Annotated in this window: 21 protein-coding genes; 8 read left to right on the top strand and 13 right to left on the bottom strand. The window is 66.2% G+C overall.

Annotated elements, in window-relative coordinates; genetic code table 11:
• Positions 1 to 19 precede the first annotated feature (19 nt).
• Positions 20 to 2,056 (bottom strand): Ig-like domain-containing protein, encoded by a 2,037-nt coding sequence (locus tag AC5I49_RS23685; RefSeq protein ID WP_495789987.1) that lies wholly within the window; start codon positions 2,054 to 2,056, stop codon positions 20 to 22.
• 388 nt (positions 2,057 to 2,444) lie between these two features.
• On the opposite strand from AC5I49_RS23685, the gene gorA reads away from it, so the two are divergent.
• The 4 genes from gorA to AC5I49_RS23665 all read left to right on the top strand — a co-directional run bounded on the left by gorA (position 2,445) and on the right by AC5I49_RS23665 (position 7,418).
• Complete coding sequence (gorA, locus tag AC5I49_RS23680) at positions 2,445 to 3,794, top strand: glutathione-disulfide reductase (RefSeq protein ID WP_043791040.1); 1,350 nt, start codon at positions 2,445 to 2,447, stop codon at positions 3,792 to 3,794.
• A 1,022-nt stretch (positions 3,795 to 4,816) separates the two neighbouring features.
• Complete coding sequence (locus tag AC5I49_RS23675; RefSeq protein ID WP_495789986.1) at positions 4,817 to 5,869, top strand: xylose isomerase; 1,053 nt, start codon at positions 4,817 to 4,819, stop codon at positions 5,867 to 5,869.
• A complete protein-coding gene (locus AC5I49_RS23670) occupies positions 5,866 to 7,101 on the top strand; it encodes an NAD(P)/FAD-dependent oxidoreductase (RefSeq protein WP_133073261.1) in 1,236 nt (411 codons plus the stop codon). The genes AC5I49_RS23675 and AC5I49_RS23670 overlap by 4 nt, the downstream gene beginning before the upstream one ends.
• On the top strand, positions 7,098 to 7,418 hold the full coding sequence (locus AC5I49_RS23665; protein WP_277849631.1) for a 2Fe-2S iron-sulfur cluster-binding protein: 321 nt from the start codon (positions 7,098 to 7,100) through the stop codon (positions 7,416 to 7,418). The genes AC5I49_RS23670 and AC5I49_RS23665 overlap by 4 nt, the downstream gene beginning before the upstream one ends.
• A 176-nt stretch (positions 7,419 to 7,594) precedes the next feature.
• Here AC5I49_RS23665 and AC5I49_RS23660 read toward each other — a convergent pair whose 3' ends face one another.
• The 5 genes from AC5I49_RS23660 to AC5I49_RS23640 are packed head-to-tail and all read right to left on the bottom strand — an operon-like array spanning position 7,595 to position 10,198.
• Complete coding sequence (locus tag AC5I49_RS23660; RefSeq protein ID WP_277849630.1) at positions 7,595 to 8,062, bottom strand: hypothetical protein; 468 nt, start codon at positions 8,060 to 8,062, stop codon at positions 7,595 to 7,597.
• A gap of 4 nt (positions 8,063 to 8,066) precedes the next feature.
• Positions 8,067 to 8,474 carry a hypothetical protein gene (locus tag AC5I49_RS23655; RefSeq protein ID WP_277849629.1) on the bottom strand — a complete coding sequence of 136 codons (408 nt, stop codon included), beginning with the start codon at positions 8,472 to 8,474 and terminating at the stop codon, positions 8,067 to 8,069.
• Between the two features lie 18 nt (positions 8,475 to 8,492).
• Positions 8,493 to 8,891 carry a hypothetical protein gene (locus tag AC5I49_RS23650; RefSeq protein WP_277849628.1) on the bottom strand — a complete coding sequence of 133 codons (399 nt, stop codon included), beginning with the start codon at positions 8,889 to 8,891 and terminating at the stop codon, positions 8,493 to 8,495.
• 8 nt (positions 8,892 to 8,899) lie between these two features.
• Complete coding sequence (locus AC5I49_RS23645; RefSeq protein WP_277849627.1) at positions 8,900 to 9,214, bottom strand: hypothetical protein; 315 nt, start codon at positions 9,212 to 9,214, stop codon at positions 8,900 to 8,902.
• Between the two features lie 12 nt (positions 9,215 to 9,226).
• Positions 9,227 to 10,198 (bottom strand): LysR substrate-binding domain-containing protein, encoded by a 972-nt coding sequence (locus AC5I49_RS23640; protein ID WP_277849626.1) that lies wholly within the window; start codon positions 10,196 to 10,198, stop codon positions 9,227 to 9,229.
• Positions 10,199 to 10,335: 137 nt separating this feature from the next.
• On the opposite strand from AC5I49_RS23640, the gene AC5I49_RS23635 reads away from it, so the two are divergent.
• Genes AC5I49_RS23635 through hpaI form a run of 4 tightly spaced genes read left to right on the top strand, consistent with a single transcriptional unit; the run spans position 10,336 to position 15,244 of the window.
• Positions 10,336 to 11,331 (top strand): Bug family tripartite tricarboxylate transporter substrate binding protein, encoded by a 996-nt coding sequence (locus tag AC5I49_RS23635; protein ID WP_495789985.1) that lies wholly within the window; start codon positions 10,336 to 10,338, stop codon positions 11,329 to 11,331.
• Between the two features lie 42 nt (positions 11,332 to 11,373).
• A complete protein-coding gene (locus AC5I49_RS23630) occupies positions 11,374 to 12,903 on the top strand; it encodes a UxaA family hydrolase (RefSeq protein ID WP_016453813.1) in 1,530 nt (509 codons plus the stop codon).
• A 34-nt stretch (positions 12,904 to 12,937) separates the two neighbouring features.
• The gene (locus AC5I49_RS23625; RefSeq protein ID WP_495789984.1) at positions 12,938 to 14,407 is read left to right on the top strand and encodes an NAD-dependent succinate-semialdehyde dehydrogenase; all 1,470 of its coding nucleotides are present in this window, start codon (positions 12,938 to 12,940) and stop codon (positions 14,405 to 14,407) included.
• Between the two features lie 30 nt (positions 14,408 to 14,437).
• A complete protein-coding gene (gene hpaI, locus AC5I49_RS23620; protein ID WP_495789983.1) occupies positions 14,438 to 15,244 on the top strand; it encodes a 4-hydroxy-2-oxoheptanedioate aldolase in 807 nt (268 codons plus the stop codon).
• 25 nt (positions 15,245 to 15,269) lie between these two features.
• On the opposite strand, the gene AC5I49_RS23615 is transcribed toward hpaI, so the two are convergent.
• From AC5I49_RS23615 to AC5I49_RS23585, 7 genes are all read right to left on the bottom strand, one after another.
• Positions 15,270 to 15,596 (bottom strand): EF-hand domain-containing protein, encoded by a 327-nt coding sequence (locus AC5I49_RS23615; RefSeq protein ID WP_495789982.1) that lies wholly within the window; start codon positions 15,594 to 15,596, stop codon positions 15,270 to 15,272.
• A gap of 43 nt (positions 15,597 to 15,639) precedes the next feature.
• Positions 15,640 to 16,770 (bottom strand): HAF repeat-containing protein, encoded by a 1,131-nt coding sequence (locus AC5I49_RS23610; protein WP_392458861.1) that lies wholly within the window; start codon positions 16,768 to 16,770, stop codon positions 15,640 to 15,642.
• 346 nt (positions 16,771 to 17,116) lie between these two features.
• Complete coding sequence (locus AC5I49_RS23605; protein ID WP_495789981.1) at positions 17,117 to 17,449, bottom strand: DUF3325 family protein; 333 nt, start codon at positions 17,447 to 17,449, stop codon at positions 17,117 to 17,119.
• Positions 17,446 to 19,098 (bottom strand): PepSY-associated TM helix domain-containing protein, encoded by a 1,653-nt coding sequence (locus AC5I49_RS23600; RefSeq protein WP_495789980.1) that lies wholly within the window; start codon positions 19,096 to 19,098, stop codon positions 17,446 to 17,448. The genes AC5I49_RS23605 and AC5I49_RS23600 overlap by 4 nt, the downstream gene beginning before the upstream one ends.
• Positions 19,095 to 19,421, bottom strand: coding sequence for a DUF3649 domain-containing protein (locus AC5I49_RS23595; RefSeq protein ID WP_016449744.1), 327 nt, complete (start codon positions 19,419 to 19,421; stop codon positions 19,095 to 19,097). The genes AC5I49_RS23600 and AC5I49_RS23595 overlap by 4 nt, the downstream gene beginning before the upstream one ends.
• A 255-nt stretch (positions 19,422 to 19,676) precedes the next feature.
• On the bottom strand, positions 19,677 to 20,588 hold the full coding sequence (locus AC5I49_RS23590; RefSeq protein ID WP_013803501.1) for an O-acetylserine/cysteine exporter: 912 nt from the start codon (positions 20,586 to 20,588) through the stop codon (positions 19,677 to 19,679).
• Between the two features lie 184 nt (positions 20,589 to 20,772).
• Entirely contained in the window at positions 20,773 to 21,201 is a 429-nt protein-coding gene (locus tag AC5I49_RS23585; RefSeq protein WP_016453818.1) for a helical membrane plugin domain-containing protein, read from the bottom strand.
• Positions 21,202 to 21,248: the final 47 nt, after the last annotated feature.

Raw genomic sequence — 21,248 nt, 5'->3', positions numbered from 1 at the left:
TGCCGCCCGGCAGCCTGGCCTACCCGCCCATGCGGCCCCTGCGCAGCCTGCCGGCCCCCATCCCGGCCGCCAGCAGGCTCAGCATGACCAGCGCCACGGTGTGCAGGGCCGGCACAGGCGTGGGCACCGGCGCCGCCACCACGGCCTGTGTGAAGCCCTGGCTCATCGGGGCGTGGACTGCATCCCCGCTGTAGTCGACCACAAGGCCGTGGGATCCGGCCGCCACGGGCAGCCGGACCGTGATGCTGGCGGCGCCGCCAACCAGGGGCGCCGACCCCAGCTGCGCCCCGTTGTACGAGACCGTGATGTTGCCCGAGGGGAGCGCCGCCGCCATCGCCCGCAGCGCCCCCCGTCGGTCCTGCGCCCCGGTCACGGCCGACACGCTGATGGTCACATCGTCGCCGGGCCGGGAAGGGTTGGGGGTCGAGGTGATCGCCAGGGTGGTTGTGGCCTGGGCGATCTGCACGCTTTGCTGCTGCCTTGCCGCCGCCTCGTAGTTCGCATCGCCGGCCTGGTCTGCCAGGATGCGGCAGGGTCCCGGCGCAATGAAGGAGACAGAACCGCCCGCGATGGTGCAATGGGCAGCCGTCGCCGCATCCACGGAGAACACCACCGCCTTGCCGGAAGCCCCGCCCGTTGCTGCCACGGCATAGGTATCGCCCACCTTGGCGGCCGCTGGCGCCACGGAAGTGAAGGCAATGGCCTGCGGGCCCTTGCCGATGCTCAGGGACAGGACTTGCCGGGCCGCAGGCAGATGGTTGGCATCCCCCTGCTGATCGGCGGCCAGCAGGCAGTTGTCCGTACCCGCCAGCCTGCCGGACACCTCGGCACCGCTGACGGAGCACGCCGCCGGCGTCAGGGAGCTGAACTGCACGGCCTGGGACGAGCCACCGCCGGCGGCGCTCAGAGCCACCCGTGCATCCACGACCAGGGGCGCCGGCATGCTCCAGACGATGTTCTGCGCAGCAGGCTGCACCGTCACCGGGTAAGCCACCTCGGGGGCGGGAGCATAGGTCGCGTCGCCGCCCTGCCGGGCCGTCATCGTGCAAGTGCCTGCGGAATGGAAGCTGAACACCCCTGCGGCATCGACGGTGCAAACCTCTGGCGCAGATGCGGAAAACGTCACGGCCAGGCCGGAGGTAGCCGTTGCAACGGGCGTGAATGTCGTGCCGAAGGTTTGCGCCGACGGCTGCGCAAAGTCGATGCTCTGCTCCCGCCTGAGCGTGGTGAAGGGCACGCTGGCCACGTCCGGCTGCACGCGGCCTGCGCCATCCCTGGCGATGAAGTGCAGCCTGTAGGCTGTATTCACCGCCAGCCCCCCGATATCGATATCGTGGACCACGCCTGCCGTCATGCCGACCGGGGAGCCGCCGGCCTGCAGCGTGGCGGCATCCGGCGCCGCGGCGGCCGCAGCAAGCACCTGCCAGTAGCCCGTGCCGTCCCGGTCCAGCGCCACGCGGGCCTTGGCCGTCACACCGCCCGCCTGCGGGTCGACGACGGGAGCCAGACTGAAGACCGGGCGGCCCAGCACATAGCCGGCAAACCCAGGGTTTTGCGCTGCATGCCACCCATCGGACAGGGATGACAGACCCGCCCAGACCGCATTGGCGGGGATGGACGATGCGTCCATGGCGAGCAGGGTCTGGATGCCATCGAGCGAATAGTGGAAAACAGTGCTGTCGATGGGGCGCGGGAGGGAGGACCCCTCGATCTGAAAGGAGCTGATCGTGGCCCAGGCTGCCGCTGCGGGAATTCCCATGGGATCGCTCGTCCGCAGGACCTGGCCCTGGTAGCTGTATGTGTAGTCCTCGTTCCAACTGTTGAGACCCCAGCCGTCATCCCAGTAGTTGGAAGGGGTGACCCAATCCGCAGTGGAGGGCGGCGAGCCGCCTTGCTGCACCACGCCGCCCACGCTGAACGTGTATTCGGTCACCATGGACGTATACCAAGCGTTGGACTGCGTCTGGTAGCCCGTCATGACCAGCCCCTGCGCCGGCGCGGCCACGGCCGCGACGCAATGCAGGCCGGCTCCGAATACCACCACCCACGGCATCATGGCCCTGGAAAATTCCGCCTGAAGGCGACTGCCTCGTTCTCTCACATGCACTCCCGTTTCAACTTGCTGTTCTTCTGGTCCGTGCCGGGGGTACCGGCAATGCAGGAGCCTAGCGGCCGCACCTGCCCGCGCCTTGACTGCGCGTTGCGCTTTTCTTGACAGTGCGTCCCGCCCCCTGCGCAACGCGGGCTGCCGCACCACCGTCCGTTCATTCGCCACCAAACGCCTGCTGCCCCCGGCCCTGCAAAGCGGCGATATGCCGGCCAACCGGGCCGTCGTCTGGGCGCGGAGATGGCGGCATTGCCCCCGCCGCAGGCCCCTGGCCGGCGAACAGGGCAAGATGGCCGGCTGCGGCATTCGGGCCGCTCAGACACAGCACGGAATCTCCATGAAGCACTACGACTACATCGTCATCGGCGGCGGCAGCGGCGGCATTGCATCGGCCAACCGCGCCGCCATGCACGGGCGCCACTGCGCGCTGATCGAAGCCGGCGAGATCGGCGGCACCTGCGTCAACGTGGGCTGCGTGCCCAAGAAGGTCATGTGGCATGCGGCCCAGATCGGCGAGGCCATGCACCGCTACGGCCCCGACTACGGCTGGGATGCCACCGTCAACCGCCTGGACTGGCAGCGCCTGCTGGACAGCCGCAGCGCCTACATCGACCGCATCCATGCCTCGTATGAAAGCGGCCTGGCACGCAACAAGGTCGAGCTGATCCAGGGCTTTGGCCGCTTCGTGGATGCGCGCACCGTGGAGGTGGGCGGCCAGCGGCTCAGTGCCGACCACATCCTCATCGCCACGGGCACGCGCCCGGCACGGCCCGACATACCTGGCGCCGAGCTGGGCATCGACTCCGACGGCTTCTTCGCCCTCAAGGCCCTGCCTGCGCGCACGGCCGTGGTGGGTGCCGGCTATATCGCCGTGGAGATTGCTGGCGTGCTGCACGCGCTGGGCTCGCAGACCCATCTGTTCCTGCGCCAGAACTCGGCACTGCGCGGATTCGATCCGCTGCTGAGCCAGACCCTGATGGAGATCATGGAGGCCGAAGGCCCCGCCGTGCACCGCCAGGCCACCCCGAAGGCCGTGGTCCGCAACGCAGACGGCAGCCTGGACCTGCAACTGCAGGACGGCAGCAGCCACACCGTGGACTGCGTGGTCTGGGCCGTGGGCCGCAGGCCCGACACCTCGGGCCTGAACCTGGAGGCCGCAGGCGTGGCGCTGCAGGACAGCGGCCACATCGCGGTGGACAAGTTCCAGGACACCAATGTGCCCGGCATCCACGCCGTGGGCGACATCACGGGCCGCATCGAACTCACGCCCGTGGCCGTGGCTGCAGGCCGGCGCCTGTCCGAGCGCCTGTTCAACGGCAAGACCGGCGAGCACCTGGACTACGACAACGTGCCCACCGTGGTCTTCAGCCACCCGCCCATCGGCACCGTGGGCCTGACCGAGCCGCAGGCGCGCGAGCGATTTGGCGACGATCAGGTCAAGATCTACCAGTCGGCCTTCACCGCCATGTACACGGCGGTCACGCGCCACCGCCAGCCCGCGCGCATGAAGCTGGTCTGCGTGGGCCCCGAGGAACGCATCGTGGGCATACACGGCATCGGCCTGGGGATGGACGAGATGCTGCAGGGCTTTGCCGTGGCGCTCAAGATGGGCGCCACCAAGCGCGACTTCGACGACACCGTGGCCATCCACCCCACGGCGGCAGAAGAGTTCGTGACCATGCGCTGAACGGCGCGCACCACCTGCCTTCGGCGGTTGACCACCGCCCTGGGCAGGGCACGCGCCGGGCGAGCGCGTGAGCTCCTTGAGCCAGCCCGGCAAATAGGGGGGCCACCAGGCCGCCCAGGTGGGCGAAGGCATCGGGAATGGCCGTGAGCCGGCCGATCTGCGCCGTGCTCCTGACGCCAGCCTCGCGGACGCTGGTGGGCAGCCGCAAGCTGCACGCGATCCGCAGCCGGCTCCGCTCCTCCTCCTTCTCCTTTTCCTTCCCCCGACATGGACCTCCTGCCCCTGCATGCCGCCGCTGCCTGCATGGCTATGGGCTGACATTTCAGCTGCCTGCGGTGCATTGCCACCGTCCAGGGTCCTGCGTCGCCACGCTGGCCCCGGTGGAAACATCCGTCCACCGTGGGAATTTCAAGCGCCTACGCTCAAACACCCAAATCAATAGTCAAAAACAAATAAAGTATTTTCCCGATAGTCAAGTCAAATCGAAAAATTCACAATCCTTGTACGCGGGGAAAAAGAGGCATTGCTCCATGGAAAGCCTTGGTGTTTCTTTGTAGGCAATCCGACTTAATTCGAGTGCATACACCTTGATCTTCCGCATCGACCCAGCAGCCATGGGTCGAGAGCCGCGATCGGAGCCCAGGAGACATCCCATGCCCAGACTGCATTCGAAGACAGGGCATGGCGAGCCCGCGCCAGGCGGCATGCAGGCCAGCTTCTGGCCCCTGCGGCAAACGCAGGCGCCGGGCAGCAGGCTGAAAGCAGTGTTCGCGCTGGAGGCCTTCCACCGTGCGGGCAGCGGCGCCGGGAGCCGCTTGGCCGATGAAGCCTTCTTGGCCCGCAGCGCCTATGGGGCTGAGCAGCGGCCGGGGCGCAACACCACACTCAACAAGGAGACAGATCCATGACAACCGATGTACTCGATGCCCGGTCCCCGTTGACCGGGTCGCGCAACGCGGGCCACCCTCTGCCGGCGGACCGCATGATCGTGGGCGCGCCCACTGGCGGCTGAGGAGCAGGTCATGCACGAAGCCCCCCGCCCCACCCTCCCGCCCATCGGCTGCAACGGCCGTGGCGTGCAGCGCTCCTCGCGCCACCAGCCCATCGGCCTGCAGGAGCTGCCCATACGCGAGCAGTTCCGCCTCGTCAGCGAGACCGGCGTGTTCGACTGCTTCGACCGCCTGCCGCTGCGCCACCAGCTGGCCGACTACGAGTCGGCCATCGCCGAATTCAAGCTGCCCGTGCACACCGCCAGCTGGTTCTACCGCCTGGGCGAGGACGAGGTCCTGCTGGCCGGCAACCTGCGCATCTGCCGCGAGATCGGCGTGCGCTGCCACAACATCATGACCTTCAAGCACCACCGCGACGGCCATGTGCTGTCCGATGTGGAAATCGCCGAACACTATCTGCGGGTCTATGACGACGCCATGGGCCTGGGCGTGGAGCCCAGCTTCGCGCTGCATGTGAACACGTGGACCGAAGACTTCCTGCGCGTGCGCAGCGTGGCCGGGCACGTGCAGGCACGCGGCGTGCCCTTTCACTTCACGCTGGACTACAGCCATGTGAACTTCAAGATCGGCAACCCGGCCGAGCTGGACCGGTCTGGCGTGCGCGGGCTGCTCGAGCGCGGCGAACTGGTGCTGGACCCGTTCGAGCCCGGCTCGCTGTGCGAACAATGGCTGGACATGGGCATCGTGCGCTGGGCCCAGCTGCGAGCGGCCGGCCCCAACCAGCCCCTGAACCTGTGGCACCGCGACGAGGACGGCAGCCCGGGCCGGGGCATCCAGTACCCCATGCTGCGGCCCGGACCCGGCGAATGGCATTCGCCCTGGCATGCCTACCTGCTGGAGCCCTCCAAAGAGGCCATCCGCAAGGTGCTGGCCTGCCACCATGCGCAGCCGCACAGCCCGCTGCGCTACCTCACCACCGAATTCATCAATCTCCCCGACTACGGCCTGGGCGCAGGCTATGACCTGCTGGAGCAGAACGTGGCGGCCGCGCGCTTCATGCGGCAAGCCTGGGACGAGATCTGCGCCCGCCCCGTACTCCGGGCCTCCTGCGAAGGTGCAGCATGAACCCCGCACAACACCCCCAAGGCCATGCCGTCATCATCGGCGCCGGACACGCCGGTGGCACCCTGGCCGCCCTGCTGCGCCAGTACGGCCACCCGGGCCCGATCACTGTGGTCGGCGGCGAGGACCTGCCGCCCTACCTGCGCCCGCCGCTGTCCAGGGCCTGGCTGCAGCAGGCCATGGGCCCGGACGAGCTGTTGCCGCGGCCCGCCGGCGCCTCCGCGGACCAGGCCATCGCCCTGCGCCCGGGCATGCGCGCCATGGCCATAGAGCCGGGCTCGCGGCAGGTGGCGCTGAACGACGGATCGGTGCTGCACTACGAACACCTGGTCATTGCCACAGGCTCCGCGCCGCGCTGGCTGGTCCTGCCCGGGGATGAGCGGCCTGGCATCACCTACCTGCGCACCATGGAAGACGCGCAGGCGCTGCGGGGCCATCTGCAGACCGCGCGCTGCCTGGCCATCATCGGCGGCGGCTATGCGGGCCTCGAAATCGCTTCCACGGCCCGCAAGCTGGGCGTGCAGGTCCGGATCATCGAGCGCGAAGGCAGGCTGCTGACGCGCAGCGCCTCGCCGCAGATGGCTGCGCATCTGCTGCAGCTGCATGCAGGCCAGGGCGTGGAGGTGCATTTCAATGCAGCGGTCGCCGCCATCCAGGGAGACAGCCCCACCCGCATCACGGCCCTGTGGATGGCCGATGGCTCCCGACTGGAGTGCGATGCCGTGCTCATCGGCGTGGGCGCGGCGCCCTGCATGGAACTGGCGCAATCCCTCGGCCTGGACTGCGCTGACGGCATTGCCGTGGATGGCGAAGGCCGCACCGCCATGAACGGCATCTACGCCATAGGCGATGCCACGCGCCGCCCGCTGGCCGGCTACCCCGGGCTGCACCGGCTCGAAAGCGTGCCCAGCGCGCTCGAACAGGCCCGGCGCGCGGCCTGCGCCATCACGGGCAGCGAACTGCCCGCCCATGAAACGCCCTGGTTCTGGTCCGATCAGTACGACACCAGGCTGCAGATCGCCGGCCTGCCCGGCCAGGGCGACCAGACCGTGCTGCGCGGCAACCCGGCCAGCGGCAGGTTCGCCGTCCTGCACCTGCGCGGTGGCCAGCTGTGCGCCGCCGAATGCGTGAATTCGCCGGGCGAATTCATGGCTGCGCGCAAGGCCATCGCCGCCACGCACTGCGCCGGCCCCGGTTTCCCAACGCTCCCCTCCAAAGCCCCACTCACGCCATGATCTCCATTGCCTTCATGGAGCACGGCTGCAGCGAGCATGCGGTGCAGGCCGCGGAGGGACAGAGCCTCATGCGCGCCGCTGTCTCCAACGGCGTGCCGGGCATCGATGCCGAATGCGGCGGCGCCTGTGCCTGCGCCACCTGCCATGTCTACATACAACCGGAGTGGCTGGACCGCGTGGGCCCGGCCCAGGGCGGCGAAAGGGAGATGCTGGACTTCGCCCTCGACGTGCGCGGAGACTCGCGGCTGGCCTGCCAGATCACGGTATCGCCACAGCTGAATGGGCTGGTGGTGGGCATGCCGGTGGCGCAGAGCTGAGGGTTGTGCAGATGGGGATGCAACCCCGGACAGCACGCCCTGCAATCGCGCACCGCCCATGTCACCTAACGCAAGGCCGTGGGTTCCGGAACGCGTCAAGCGGCACCGCAAGCCATTGCCTGGAATCGAGAGGGCGAAGGGCTATCTCAGCCCACTACATTGGGCAATCAAATACCTCAAGAGAACCTGAGATCGTGGTCGGTAAATAGTACCTTGTATACCGGAGAAAAATCATCGTCTGAATTTATCAGCGTGAAATCCATATTCATCAAAAGAACACTTTTTTCCAGAATGACAAATCCAGCCGATACTATCTTTTCAATTATTTGATTCAACAAATGATCGCACCCTGCCCCTGAAATCACCTGCCTGCCTGATTTATCAGAATTTTCCAGGATGGCCACATAATTTCCGACCCAGGAAATAAAAATCTCATAACAACCAATACTGCCGTTAATGTCAAGGCGATAGCACACATCATCGTTCACATCTGAATAGTCTTGTGCCTCAGCGATATGCTCAATCGATTCTTTCAGCGCACTGGCATCACAAGATGGAGCAGATAATTTAAAGTAATTGGGTTCACGCAATGAACCATATTTCAGCAGAACCTGTTCCGTAATATCCTGGATAATTATACTCATTGAGTCAACTCCCCTGAAGGGTGACTCTCTTCATTCCACCCGTTTTATCCAGCAAAACAAGATCACGATAATATCCGGAATCTTCGTCAGGCAAATAAATATCAATCTTGAAATTCCTTTCCATAAAAGCAAAGATTGAATTCTCGACCACAACATCCTCTTCAAGATATACAGTGACCATTTTCATCCCTTGGAATTCATGAGAATCTTCAATCAGCAAAACAATTTTTACCTTTTGCTCCACGAGCTGCTCGACTGAATCTATTGCACAAACATCACCAGGAGAAAGTTCCAAGGAACTCGCAAGATAACCGAGCAGTGCTGCAGCCTCATGAACGCCGTCTACAAGAAAATTATTCCAGATCATGAATTGAATCTCATCCAGATGGATTCTTAAATCATCTTCAGCCAACAGAAACCCAAGACACTCCTACAGATTCAACTCCTTTTCAAACAGAGATATCGCTTTCAACATCAGACTCTCTGGTGCATCTTGGCAAATCAACAATACAAATCTCACGCAATTAAGCCCGGGAAATGCGCCATGAGCGAAGAATTCAACGGCATCCTCCAAGCTCTCGTTCAGGGAGATAGTGACAGAATCCATATCGCCGGCGTCCAGAATCAAGTCATCAATGATCTCTTCCGCGCCAGAGTAGTCTCCCCACGTCGCAAAGAATTCACACCCGATCTCCAGCAACCTCGTTATTGCAAGATTGAATCCAGGGTCCTTACCCTTCCCCGTCACAACGAAACAGCCAACCGGAAGCGGACTGGATTGAATTTTGCCCGCATCGCAGGTTTTCGATACTAAGAGCATGTTCTTCATTGGCGCATTTACATGTCCAACTGAACCCATTTCACCTCAGATGGGTAAATGGAAAAATTCGCCATCAGCTTGTTGATGGCAAAAACCGTCTCAACACTTCTGTCCACATAGATCGCTGTGCCTTTGGCTGGCGAATTCACGTAGAAATGAAAGAGGATGGTACCAACATCCTGATCCAAGGCATAGCAATAATGGCAGACATCCAGATCGTCGACATCTCTCACAAAATGCAGTCCGTGCTTTCTGGACAGCTCCGAAGGCCCATCAGACAACAGGATGACCGGCTTTGATTCGCCGCTGGGCCATGGATTATCTTCAGACATTGCCGCGTTTCCTTATCTGCCATGTTGCAATTGCTTGCCGTGGCGTGCTGTAGCCAACGACTTGCCCGCCACCGCCCGCAAACACTCCACCAGCAACCGCGTCGTCGCCGTCATCGGCTGGCCGCGCAGGGTGATCAGGCCCACGGGCGGCAGGTCGATGGGCACGGGCAGATCCAGCACGGCGACCAGCCCCTGCTGCGCGAAATGCTCGGCCACGCCGCGCGCCATGAAGGCCACGGCGCCGCGCTGGTGCAGGAAGCTGATCTGCGACAGGAATGAGGCGGACTCGACCAGATCGGCCGGAGGATGCAGGCCGTGGGCGAAGAACTGCTGCTCCAGCTTCACGCGCAGCGATGCCCAGGGCGGGGGCATGACGCAGGGCATGTCGGCCAGCGCCTGCCAGCTGGCGTGCTGCGCCAGCAGCGCATGGCCGGGGCGCACGACGGCGACCATGGGCTCGTCGTACAGGGCTTCGGTCTCCAGGTCGGGCGAGGCATAGCCGGGTTCGAGCCGGCCCACGAACAGGTCCAGCTCGCCCATGCGCAGCTTGGGCAGCAGCCGCGTGAGATCGCCCTCCTCGACCAGCACCGTGGTCTGGGCCGATCGCGCCTTCAACTGCTCGACGGCCCGGGCCAGCAGCACGGGCGTGGCCACGACCATGGCGCCCACGCTGGTGCGCCCGCGTGTGCCGCTGGCCTCGGCCGCCATTTCATCGCGCGTGCGTTCGAAGCCCGCCAGCACCGAGCGCGCAAAGCGCACCATGCTGACCCCGGCCGCCGTGGGCTCGGTGCCGCGCGTGGAGCGCTCGAACAGCGTCATGTCCAGCATGCGCTCTATCTCGGCCAGGGTCTTGGAGACGGCGGGCTGGGTGACGGCCAGGAACTCGGCGGCGCGGCCCAGGTGGCGGAACTGGTCCAGCGCCACCAGCAGCTGCAGATGGCGCAGCTTGAGGTTGGAGCGCAGCACGCGGTCTATCTTGCTCATGGGGTCTTCATAGCTTTGAGGTTATGAAGCCAGTCTATCTTTTCATTGGATTGTCATGATCAGGCGCTGAACAATCGCGCCAGTCAGCCCAAGGCCCGGATCACAGGGCTGCAAAAAGCCAATACAGGAGACAAGCGATGAACACCCCACGCACACGCCATGCAAGCCGGCGCGAATTCGTGCTCGCCACGCTCGGCGCCAGCGCACTGGCCGCCACCGGACCTCTTTTCGCCCAGAACTGGCCCGAACGCCCCATCACCTTCATCTGCCCCTGGCCGGCGGGCGGCACGGCCGACCAGTCCATGCGCGCGCTGTGCACCGTGGCCGGCAAGCTGCTGGGCCAGCCGATCGCGGTGGAGAACCGCGCGGGCGCATCGGGAATGATCGGCGCCAAGGCGCTGGCCTCGGCCAGGGCGGACGGCTACACCATCGGCCAGATTCCCATCTCGGTCACGCGCTTTTCGCAACTGGGCAGCCTGCAGGCCGATCCGCGCAAGGACTACACCTACATCGCGCGCACCTCGGGCCAGACCTTCGGCATTGCCGTGCCCGCCCATTCGCCGTTCAAGACGCTCAAGGACTTCGTGGCCGCCGCCAAGGCGAGGCCCGGCCAGGTGACCTATGCCCATGCAGGCGTGGGCGGTGCCACGCATGTGGGCATGGAGGAGTTTGCGGGCGTGGCCGGCATACAGCTCAACCATGTGCCCTACAAGGGCGGCGCCGAGGCACTGCAGGGTGTGCTGGGCGGCCATGTGGATGCGCTGGCCGACTCCAGCTCCTGGGCCCCCCATGTGGAAGCCGGCAAGCTGCGCCTGCTGGCCACCTGGGGCGAGCAGCGCACGGCGCGCTTCAAGGACGTGCCCACGCTGCGCGAATGCGGCTACGACGTGGTGGTCGATGCGCCCAACGGCATCGGCGCGCCGCGTAGCCTGGAGCCGGCCGTGGCGGCCAGGCTGCGCGAGGCCTTCCGCGCCGCCGTGGCCAGCCCAGAGTTCAAGTCCGTGGCCGAGAAGCTGGACGCGCCGCTGCTGTACCTGGATGGCCCGGACTACGAGAAATACGTCAACACGGTCTATCAAAAAGAGACCGTTTTGATCGACAAGCTCAAGCTGCGCGAATTGATGAAGGGCTGACAGCCCGCGAACCCACACCGATGAAAGCCACGCATGTCCCGCATGTCCCGCACCGATAGCCCCCTGCTGCACCTGCATCCCAACGACAACGTGCTGGTCGCCAGGACCGCTCTGTCGCTGGGCCAGGAGATTCCCGAACTGGGCGTGCGCGCCCGCGCCCAGGTGCCTGCGGGCCACAAGATCGCCGCGCGCCGCATCGCAGAGGGCGAGCAGGTGAAGAAGTACGACACCGTGATCGGCGTGGCCACGCGTGAGCTGGAGGCCGGCGACTATGTGCACAGCCACAACCTGCGCATCGTGGACTACTACCGCGACCCGGCCTTCGGCGCCGATGTGCGGCCCGTGGACTATGTGCCCGAGGCGCAGCGCGCCAGCTTCCAGGGCTTTGTGCGCGCCGGCGGCGGCGTGGGCACGCGCAATTTCATCGGCATCCTGTCGTCGGTGAACTGCTCGGCCACGGTGATCAAGCGCATTGCCGCGCATTTCACGGCCGAGCGCATGGCGGCATTTCCCAACGTGGACGGCGTGGTGGCCTTCGCCCAGACCAGCGGCTGCGGCATGTCTTCGCCCAGCGAGCATTTCGATGTGCTGCGCCGCACGCTGGCCGGCTATGCGCGCCACCCGAACCTGGCCGGCGTGCTCATCGTGGGCCTGGGCTGCGAGCGTAACCAGGTCGATGCCCTCGTGGAGTCGCAGGGCCTGTGCGAAGGCCGGCTCATGCGCACCCTGGTGATGCAGGAGGTCGGCGGCACGCGCGTGACCATAGAGGCAGGCATCCGCGCCATCGAAGAGATGCTGCCCGAAGCCGATGCCGCGCGGCGCAGCACGGTCAGTGCCAGCCACCTGAAGATCGGGCTGGAGTGCGGCGGCTCGGACGGCTTTTCGGGCATCACGGCCAACCCGGCACTGGGCGCGGCCATGGACATCCTGGTGCGCCACGGCGGCACGGCCATCCTGTCGGAAACGCCCGAGATCCATGGCGTGGAATTCATGCTCACGCGCCGCGCCATCACGCCTGCCGTCGGGCAGAAGCTGCTGGACCGCCTGGCCTGGTGGGAGCGCTACGCGGCCGGCCAGAACGCGCAGTTCAACGGCGTGGTCGGCCACGGCAACCAGGCCGGCGGCCTGGCCAACATCTTCGAGAAATCGCTGGGCTCGGCCATGAAGGGCGGCACCACGCCGCTGCGCGCCGTCTACGAATATGCCGAGCCCATCACCGAGCCGGGCTTCGTCTTCATGGATTCGCCGGGCTACGACCCCGTGGCCTCCACGGGCCAGATTGCCAGCGGTGCGCACCTGATCTGCTTCACCACGGGGCGCGGCTCCATGTTCGGCAGCAAGCCCGCGCCCACCATCAAGCTGGCCAGCAACACGCCCATGTACCGCCGCCTGGAGGAAGACATGGACATCAACTGCGGCCTGATCGTGGACGGCGAATGCGGCGTGCCCGAGATGGGGCAGCGCATCTTCGCGCAGATCCTGCGCCACGCCAGCGGCGAGCCCACCAAGAGCGAGGCCCTGGGCCTGGGCGACCATGAGTTCGTGCCCTGGCACCTGGGCATCGTGAGCTGATCCGCCCCTTGCAAACCTCGTATCCACCGATTCCATGCCACTGACCCTGACCCGCCCCGAGCTGCTGCGCAGCGCCAACTTCATCGCCGGCCAATGGACGACCGCGCCCGCCCCGCGCCTGGCCGTGACCGACCCCGCCACGGGCGCACTGATCACCGAGGTGCCCGACTCCGGCGCCGCCGAGGCCCGCGCCGCGCTGGACGCCGCGCATGCCGCCTTTCCCGCCTGGCGCAAGACGCCCGCCAAACAGCGCGCCGCCATCATCAAGCGCTGGAACGACCTGGTGCTGGCCCACCAGGACGACCTCGGCCGCCTCATCAGCCGCGAGCAGGGCAAGCCCCTGGCCGAGGGCAAGGGCGAGGTCGCCTACGCGGCCAGCTACATCGAATGGTTTGCCGAAGAGGCCACGCGCATGAACGGCGAGATCATTCCCGCGCCCGTGCCGGGCCGGCGCATGTTCGCGCTGCGCGAGCCCGTGGGCGTGGTGGCCGCCATCACGCCCTGGAACTTTCCTGCCGCCATGATCGCCCGCAAGATCGCGCCCGCACTGGCCGCCGGCTGCACCGTGGTCTGCAAGCCCGCGGAAGACACGCCGCTGACCTCGCTGGCCCTGGTGCTGCTGGCCCAGGAGGCGGGCGTCCCGGCCGGCGTGCTCAACATCGTCACGGCCTCGCGCGAGAAGACGCCCAAGGTGGTGGATGTCTGGCTGGACGACGCGCGCGTGCGCAAGATCACCTTCACGGGCTCCACGCCCGTGGGCAAGCACCTGGCGCGGCGCAGCGCCGACACGCTCAAGAAGCTCTCGCTGGAGCTGGGCGGCAATGCGCCCTTCATCGTCTTCGAGGATGCCGACATCGATGCCGCCGTCGACGGCTTCATGGCCGCCAAGTTCCGCAATGGCGGCCAGACCTGCGTGTGCCCCAACCGCGTCTTCGTGCACCGCAGCGTGCACGACACGTTCGCACAGAAGCTGGCCGCGCGTGTGGCCGCGCTGCACGTGGGCCCGGCCAGCGACCCGGCCTCGCAGATCGGCCCCATGATCAATGCGCGCGCCGTGGAAAAGATCGAGCGCCATGTGCAGGACGCCGTGGCGCGCGGCGCCAGGGTGCTCACGGGCGGCAGGCGCCTGGATGCCCTGGGCGCCAACTACTACGCGCCCACCGTGCTCACGGGCGCCGATGCCTCCATGGCCTGCGCCTGCGAGGAAACCTTCGGCCCCGTGGCGCCGCTCACCGTCTTCGACAGCGAGGACGAGGTCATCGCCGCCGCCAACGACACGCCCTTCGGCCTGGCCGCCTACTTCTACAGCAATGACGCGCGCCGCATCTGGCGCATGGCCGATGCGTTGGAGACCGGCATCGTCGGCATCAACGAAGGCGCACTGGCCGCCGAGGCAGCGCCCTTCGGCGGCGTCAAGGAGTCGGGCTACGGCCGCGAGGGCTCCACCCACGGCCTGGACGACTACCTGCACACCAAGTACGTCTGCCAGGGCCTGCTGGACTGAATCTTTCCCTCCACGAAATCACCGGACACCATGCCAGCCCATAACCCCTTCAAGACCGCCCTGGCCGCAGGCCAGCCCCGCATCGGCCTGTGGCTGTCCATGGCCGACCCCTACCTGGCCGAGGCTGCCGCCACCTGCGGCTATGACTGGCTGCTGATCGACGGCGAGCACGCGCCCAACGACGTGCGCAGCACCCTGGCCGCGCTGCAGGCCGTGGCCCCGCACCCGGCCCAGGCCGTGGTGCGCGTGGTCGAAGGCAGCACGGCCCTGATCAAGCAGATGCTGGACATAGGCGCCACCACCTTGCTCGTGCCCATGGTGGACACGGCCGAACAGGCGCGCGCCGTGGTGGCCGCCACGCGCTACCCGCCGCTGGGCGTGCGCGGCGTGGGCAGCGCCGTGGGCCGCGCATCGCAGTGGAGCGCACGCGCCGACTACCTGCAGGTGGCCGACGACGAGGTCTGCCTGCTGGTACAGGCAGAGACCGTGGCCGCGCTGCACAACCTTGAAGCCATCTGCGCGGTGGACGGCGTGCACGGCGTCTTCATCGGCCCCGCCGACCTGGCCGCCTCCATGGGCCACCGCGGCAACCCCGGCCACCCCGAAGTGCAGGCCGCCATCGAGGGCGCGATGAAGACCATCATCGCCAGCGGCAAGGCGGCCGGCACCCTGACCTCGGACCCCGCCCTGGCCCGCAGTTACCTGGACTTGGGCTGCAGCTTCGTGGCCGTGGGCGTGGATGTGCTGCTGTTTGCGAATGCGGCGCGCAGGCTGCGGGGGCAGTTCGAGAACTCGCCATTGGCCCAGGCTGTGCCGCACCCCGGGGCCGCGTATTGAGAAGATGGGGCGGCACATGCGCGGGTCACTCGTCTATCATGATTTTCATGAATCCATCGTGATCCACGGGGCCTGAGCCATCCGAGTCAATCTCCGCAATCAGCTCGTCAAGCTCCTCCTCCGTGAGTTGGTCCCCTAAAACTTTCCTCAAGTCTGTAATAGGAGTGAAGGCAACGCCATTTTTGTCATAAAGACGGTACGCTTCCCGAAGATCTTTGGCGTCACCAGGAACGGGCAGCACCATCATTGCACAAGCAAAAGGCAGAAATACCGTATATCTGACCTGTGAAACAATGCTTATTTCCCGCATCAAGGCAGCCCAGCCACCCATTGCTTTATTAAATTGATTCATGAAACACTCCATTCATTGAAAATATGAAAAGAGGCATATTCATTCAAGGCGCACACAGGTTCTGCACAAACGCATGCGTATCCTGCCCCGAGCCCGTCTCGCTGCCGCCCGTCAGATAGCAGCCATCCTGGCTGAGCGCAATGGCGCCGCTGTTCTTGCCACCCGGCAGCGTACCCAGGTCCACCGATCCTCCGGCCAGGGTCCACTTGAACGCATGGCGCGTACCGTCGCCCATCTCGCTGCTGCCCACCACATTGCCGTTGTCGCCTATGTCAGACACCGAGGCATGCATGCCACCGGTTGGCGCGGGGATGTCGGTGCGCACATTGGTCGTGGTGTCCCAGTGGAAGGGAACGGGATCGCCGTTGGTGTTGCTGTACTTGCCGATGACCCGGCCATTGGCGTTCAGCGTCTTGGCACTGCTGCGCTGCGCGCCCGTGGACAACACCAGCGGCGCCGAAGCCGGATTGCTCCACAGCACGGCATGACCGCCCTGTGCACCAAAATCACAATGGCCCAGAATGCGCGAGTTCACCACCTGGGAAGCGCGGCAGTGCAGCGCATCGGCAGGCAGCGGCAGCGCGGCGGAGGCGTAGGTTCCCAGCAGCCCCGGGGACCACAGCACGGGCTGGGGCCGGCCGCTGGAGCCGGGACAGTTGCCGACGATATTGGGCATCGTCGGATTCACGGAATGGTCGTCCACATCGGCGGGCACGCAGTTCGTGGCAACCAGGCCCAGCAGGCCCGCCGGCAGCGTGCGTGCCGTGGTTTCGTTGTTGCGCCACATCACCGGCAAGGCCGTGTTGTCGGCATTGAGGCTGACACCCGCGACCGCGCCACTCTGGCTGAGCGCGGTCACCTTGGTGCGCACGCCGCCCACAAGGGCCTGCAGGGCCTGGACGGTGGTGGGCGCCGTGGCATTCCAGACCACGCCAGTGGGCAGCGAATTGCTGTTCATGCACCACCCGACCAGACGGCCCACGTTGGTGATGGCGCCTGCCACGCAATTGCGACCATCGACCAGATGTGCCAGATCCACCGCGCTGCCGGGCGCCAGGGCAACAAAGCCCGAGGCAGATCCATTGGCCTCTGCACAGGCGCCCACCACATATCCGGAATTATTGACATCCAGGCCTGCGCACTGCGGACCCGAGGCAGTCCCTATATCCTGCATGGGTCCTGCCTGAGCCATACTGGAGGCAAGCATCAAGCCGCCAGTCAAAACCAGAGGGAAATAAAATGCCGGAACAGTCATACGCATTCTCCTGCCAAAGAACCACAGTTTGACAACACGAATCGAACTTGTTTCTGACTGATGGATTGAAATCAGATGCTGAATATTGATATTCAATCACGCAGCGATCTTTGCGCACAAATATGTGATTGTTATTGATAAATCACAATTAATAGAAGGTCCGCACCATTTGCATGCTCAGCAATGGGGCGGGGCCCGCAAGGGGCCCCGCCGTGTGATTCACTCAAAGGAAAACAGGAAAAAGCGAAGCGAAAGACCTGCCCGCTCAGCCCAGCAGCAGCCAAGTCCCCAATCCTGCGGCAGCAGCCACAATCGCCACACGCCGCGCGAACTGCGGCGCATAGGTCAGCAGCAGGCCCAGGGCCAGGGCCGCAAAGGTCAGCAGGCCCAGCCAGGCGGCCACGGCCACCGAGGCATTCCAGCGCAGCAGGCAGGGCGCCAGCGATAGGGCCAGCAGCGCGTGGCCGGCCAGCCGCCAGGCCTTCAGGCGCGCGGGCGCCAGGCCTTCGGTGCCCAGCTGGTCCTGGTGCCGGTCCATGGAAGCGGCGACGACGGCAAAGCCTGCAAAGGCCAGGCAAAGGGTGGCAAGAATCATCATGACGCGCGCTCCAGCGTGGAGGCATGGCTGGCGGCGCGGGCTTGCGTGCGGGGGGCTGCAGGCACTGCAGCCGCTGCCGGCTTGCCGCGCAGCAGCCACCAGGCCACCACGCCGTGGATGGCGGCCAGGCCCAGCATCAGCAGATCGAAGCTGGCGATGCTCCACTGCCCATTGGCCAGGGTCTGCACCAGCGATGCGCCGCCCGTCAGCAGGTTGAGCAGGGGCAGCAGCGCGTACAGCACGGCGGCCAGCGCCATCTGCTGCAGCCAGGCATTGCGGTGCGAGACCCGCAGCGGATGCAGCAGGCACAGCAGCCAGATGATGAAGAAGCCGTTGATCTCCCAATCACTGCGCGCCTGCATGGGCACGGGCAGCAGGCGGTTGAGCCAGAAGAAGCCGGCCACGGCCACCGACAGGCCCGCGATGGAGCCCACGTTGAGCACCTCCACCAGACGGTGGCCGAATGGCGTGCGGCCCAGCTTGCGGCGCTCGGGCATGCGCTTGACCACCCACAGCACCATGCCGGACGCGGCCATGAAGGTGCCGACCACGCCGCTGAGCAGCAGCAGCCAGCGCGTGGCCGGCTCTGCAAAGCGGCCCAGGTGCACGCCGGTGATCACGTTGCTGGTGGCGCGCACCCATGAGATGGCGGGCGCCTCGGGGCTGGCCTGCAACTGGCCGGTCACGCCGTCGAAGCGCAGGGTCTCGGACTGGCCGCGGTTGATGAGGCTCATGCCGCCGCCTTCGCGCAGTTCGACCACCGCGCGCGAGGTGCCGGGCGCGTTGACGGTGATGCTGCCCACGCCGTGCTCGGGCCAGCGGCGCGCGCCCTCGGCCATCATGGGCGCGATATCGGCCAGCGCGGCAGCCTGGCGCTCCTGTTTGCCACCGCGCGCGCCCGGGCCCTGGTTGGCCGCCTGACCGCGCGCACCCCGCACATCGGCGAAGTAGGCATTGGTGTCGCCGTTGTAGGCCGCCTGTATGCCCCAGGGCATGAGCATGAACATCAGCAGCACCAGGCCGCTGAAGGTGATGACGATGTGAAACGGCAATGCCAGCACGGCCGTGGCGTTGTGCGCATCCAGCCAGGAGCGCTGGCCCTTGCGCGGGCGGAAGGTGAAGAAGTCCGTGAAGATCTTCTTGTGCGTGATCACGCCCGTGATGATGGCCACGAACATCAGCATGGTGGCGAAGCCCACGATCCAGCGGCCCCAGATGCGCGGCATGGCGTGCAGCTCGAAGTGGAAGCGGTAGAAGAAGTTGCCGGCGCGTGTCTCGCGCGGCTCCAGCTTCTCGCCCGTGGCGGCGTCGATCTCGGCGCGCTTGGTGCCTGCGCGGCCCGTGGCGGCGCCGGGCTCGCGCCAGGATGCGGCCACGGCCACCTGGCGCGGGCCGGGCAGGCCCAGCGTCCAGGTCGTGGCCTCCGGTGCGATGCGCTGCATGGCCTCCAGTGCGCGCTGCGCGGTATCGGCATCCTGCACCGAGCCGTGCAGCTCGGGCCGCATCCAGTCGTTGATCTCGTCGCGGAAGTAGCTCAGGGTGCCCGTGAAGAACACCGCGTAGAGCAGCCAGCCCAGCAGCAGGCCGCTCCAGGTGTGCAGCCAGGACATGGACTGGCGCAGTCCCTCGGGTTTGCCGTCTGCCCTCATGCGGCGGCTCCGTTCGACAGCACCCAGGCCAGAAGCCCCAGGCCCGCGCCAGGCAGGCCGATCACGGCCCAGGCGCGCCAGGCGCTGGCGCAGCCAAAGGCCCACATGGCCGCCACGGCGTAGATGATGAAGGCCAGCAGGGTCGAGCCCAGCGCCGCATCGGCCCGTTCCACGCCCAGCCAGACCATGGCGCGCGCGCCCGTGGCGGCGCAGGCGGCCGACAGCAGATAGCCGCCGCCGATCGCCGCCAAGGCGCGCGAGGCCACGGCCACGCGGTAGCGCAGCAAGGATGGAGAGGACCCTCCCGGGGTCGAGGCTTGCATGGGGATGACCTTTCTTGCGGATCGTTGCCCGTCATGGACGCCGCGGCCGCTGCAGACACCGCGCGCAGGCCCGGACGGACAAAGGCGCCACAACAGTTCAAGGTCTGTGCGGCGCCGGGCGTTGGCCGCGCGCCTGAAGCACGCCGCCTTTCAAAGAGCGGGAATGATAATGATTTTTATTACCTGAGTCATTTAAAGAAATGCAAAGCCGGCCTCCTGCCACAGGCCCCGACCATCCCCCTGGCGCCTGTTCCCCTATCGCGCCCGCCCCGCCAGCCAGCGCCCGCCGAACTGGTTGATCACCATGCCCGCCAGCACGGCCAGCGTGCCCATCCACTGCATGAAGGTAGGCCGCTCGCCCAGCAGCAGCATGGCCGAGACCAGGCCCACCACGGGCACCATCAGCGACAGCGGCGCCACCGTGCCGGCCGCATAGCGCTGCAGCAGGCGCGTCCACAGGCCGTAGCCCAGCAGCGTGGCCAGCAGCGCCAGGTACAGGATGGAGGCCACGGCGGTGAGGTCAATCCCCGCAAGTTGCTGCACGACCGTATCCGCGCCATCGGTCCAGACGGCCAGGGCCATCAGCGGCGCAATGGGGAAGATGCTGCTCCAGACGATGAAGGGGAAAGGCTCGTAGGGGCCGCTGCGCGCCGCATAGCGCGTGATCATGTTGGACACGGCCCACATGCAGGCTGCGCCCACGGTCAGCAAAAAGCCGGCCAGCGTCATGGCGTTGTCGCCCTCGCCATGGGCGCTGCCAATGGCAACCAGCCCGCCCAGCGACACCACCAGGCCCAGCCAATGCCACAGGCGCGCGGGCTCGCCCAGCAGGAAGGCGGCCAGCAGCAGCGTGACGAAGGCCTGCGTCTGCAGCACCACCGAGGCCATGCCCGCCGGCATGCCCAGCTTCAGGCCCAGGAACAGCATGCCGAACTGGCCCACGCCCTGCACCAGCCCATAGGCGGCCAGATAGCGCCAGCCCACCGACTTGGGCGGGCGCACGAACAGCAAAAAGGGCAGCGACGCCACCACGAAGCGCAGCGCGCTCAGCAGCATGGGCGACAGCGTCAGCAGACCGAACTTCATGGCCACGAAGTTGGTGCCCCAGATCAGGATGACCAGCAGCGCACGCGCCCAGTCGCCACGGCTCAGGTGCTGCGCGGTCATGCCCCGCCCTCGGTGCAGCGGGGCCTGCAATGGTCAGGGACAGCGGCCGGCAGCACCGGCAAGGAACAGGAAGAAGGCATGGCGGGCAATGGGCAAAAAGAAAAGGGGCGGATCACATCCGCCCCCGGCGTTTGTACCACCGCAGCCCGTGCGCTGCCGGGCGGCCGTGGCTCGGCCCTGGGTTTCAGTCCGCCGCGTAGTCGATGGGATCGTGGGCATGCTGGCGCCCCAGCGCGCCGGCCATGGCCAGCATGAAGGCCAGGCCGCGCCGCACATCGGGCTCGCGTGCCATGCGCATCAGGCCGATCAGGGTGGGCGTTTCCTCCATGGCCTGCACCTGGGCCGCCGCCATGCGCGCGGCATTGCCCGCGGCCCAGGCCCCGCCCACGCCATCCTCGAAGGCCTTGGCGACCTTCTCGACCATGTAGTCGTCTGCCATGTCCACCAGGTCCGCCGTGGCCGACAGCAGATCGACCACGCGGTTCAGGCGCCGGCCCACCAGCAGCGGCTCCAGCTTGCCCATCAGTTCGGCCAGCCCCTGCAGCGCGGCGTCGTCCTGCAGCAGGCCGCCGGCGGCGGGCTGCGCCACGGGAATGTCGGAAGCGATGTTCATCTCGGTGCTCCTTGTCTTCGTGCTTGGAATGACAATGCAAAGGCCCT

It is taken from the genome of Delftia sp. (assembly GCF_059499305.1).
This window is presented reverse-complemented; position numbering and strand designations above follow the sequence as displayed.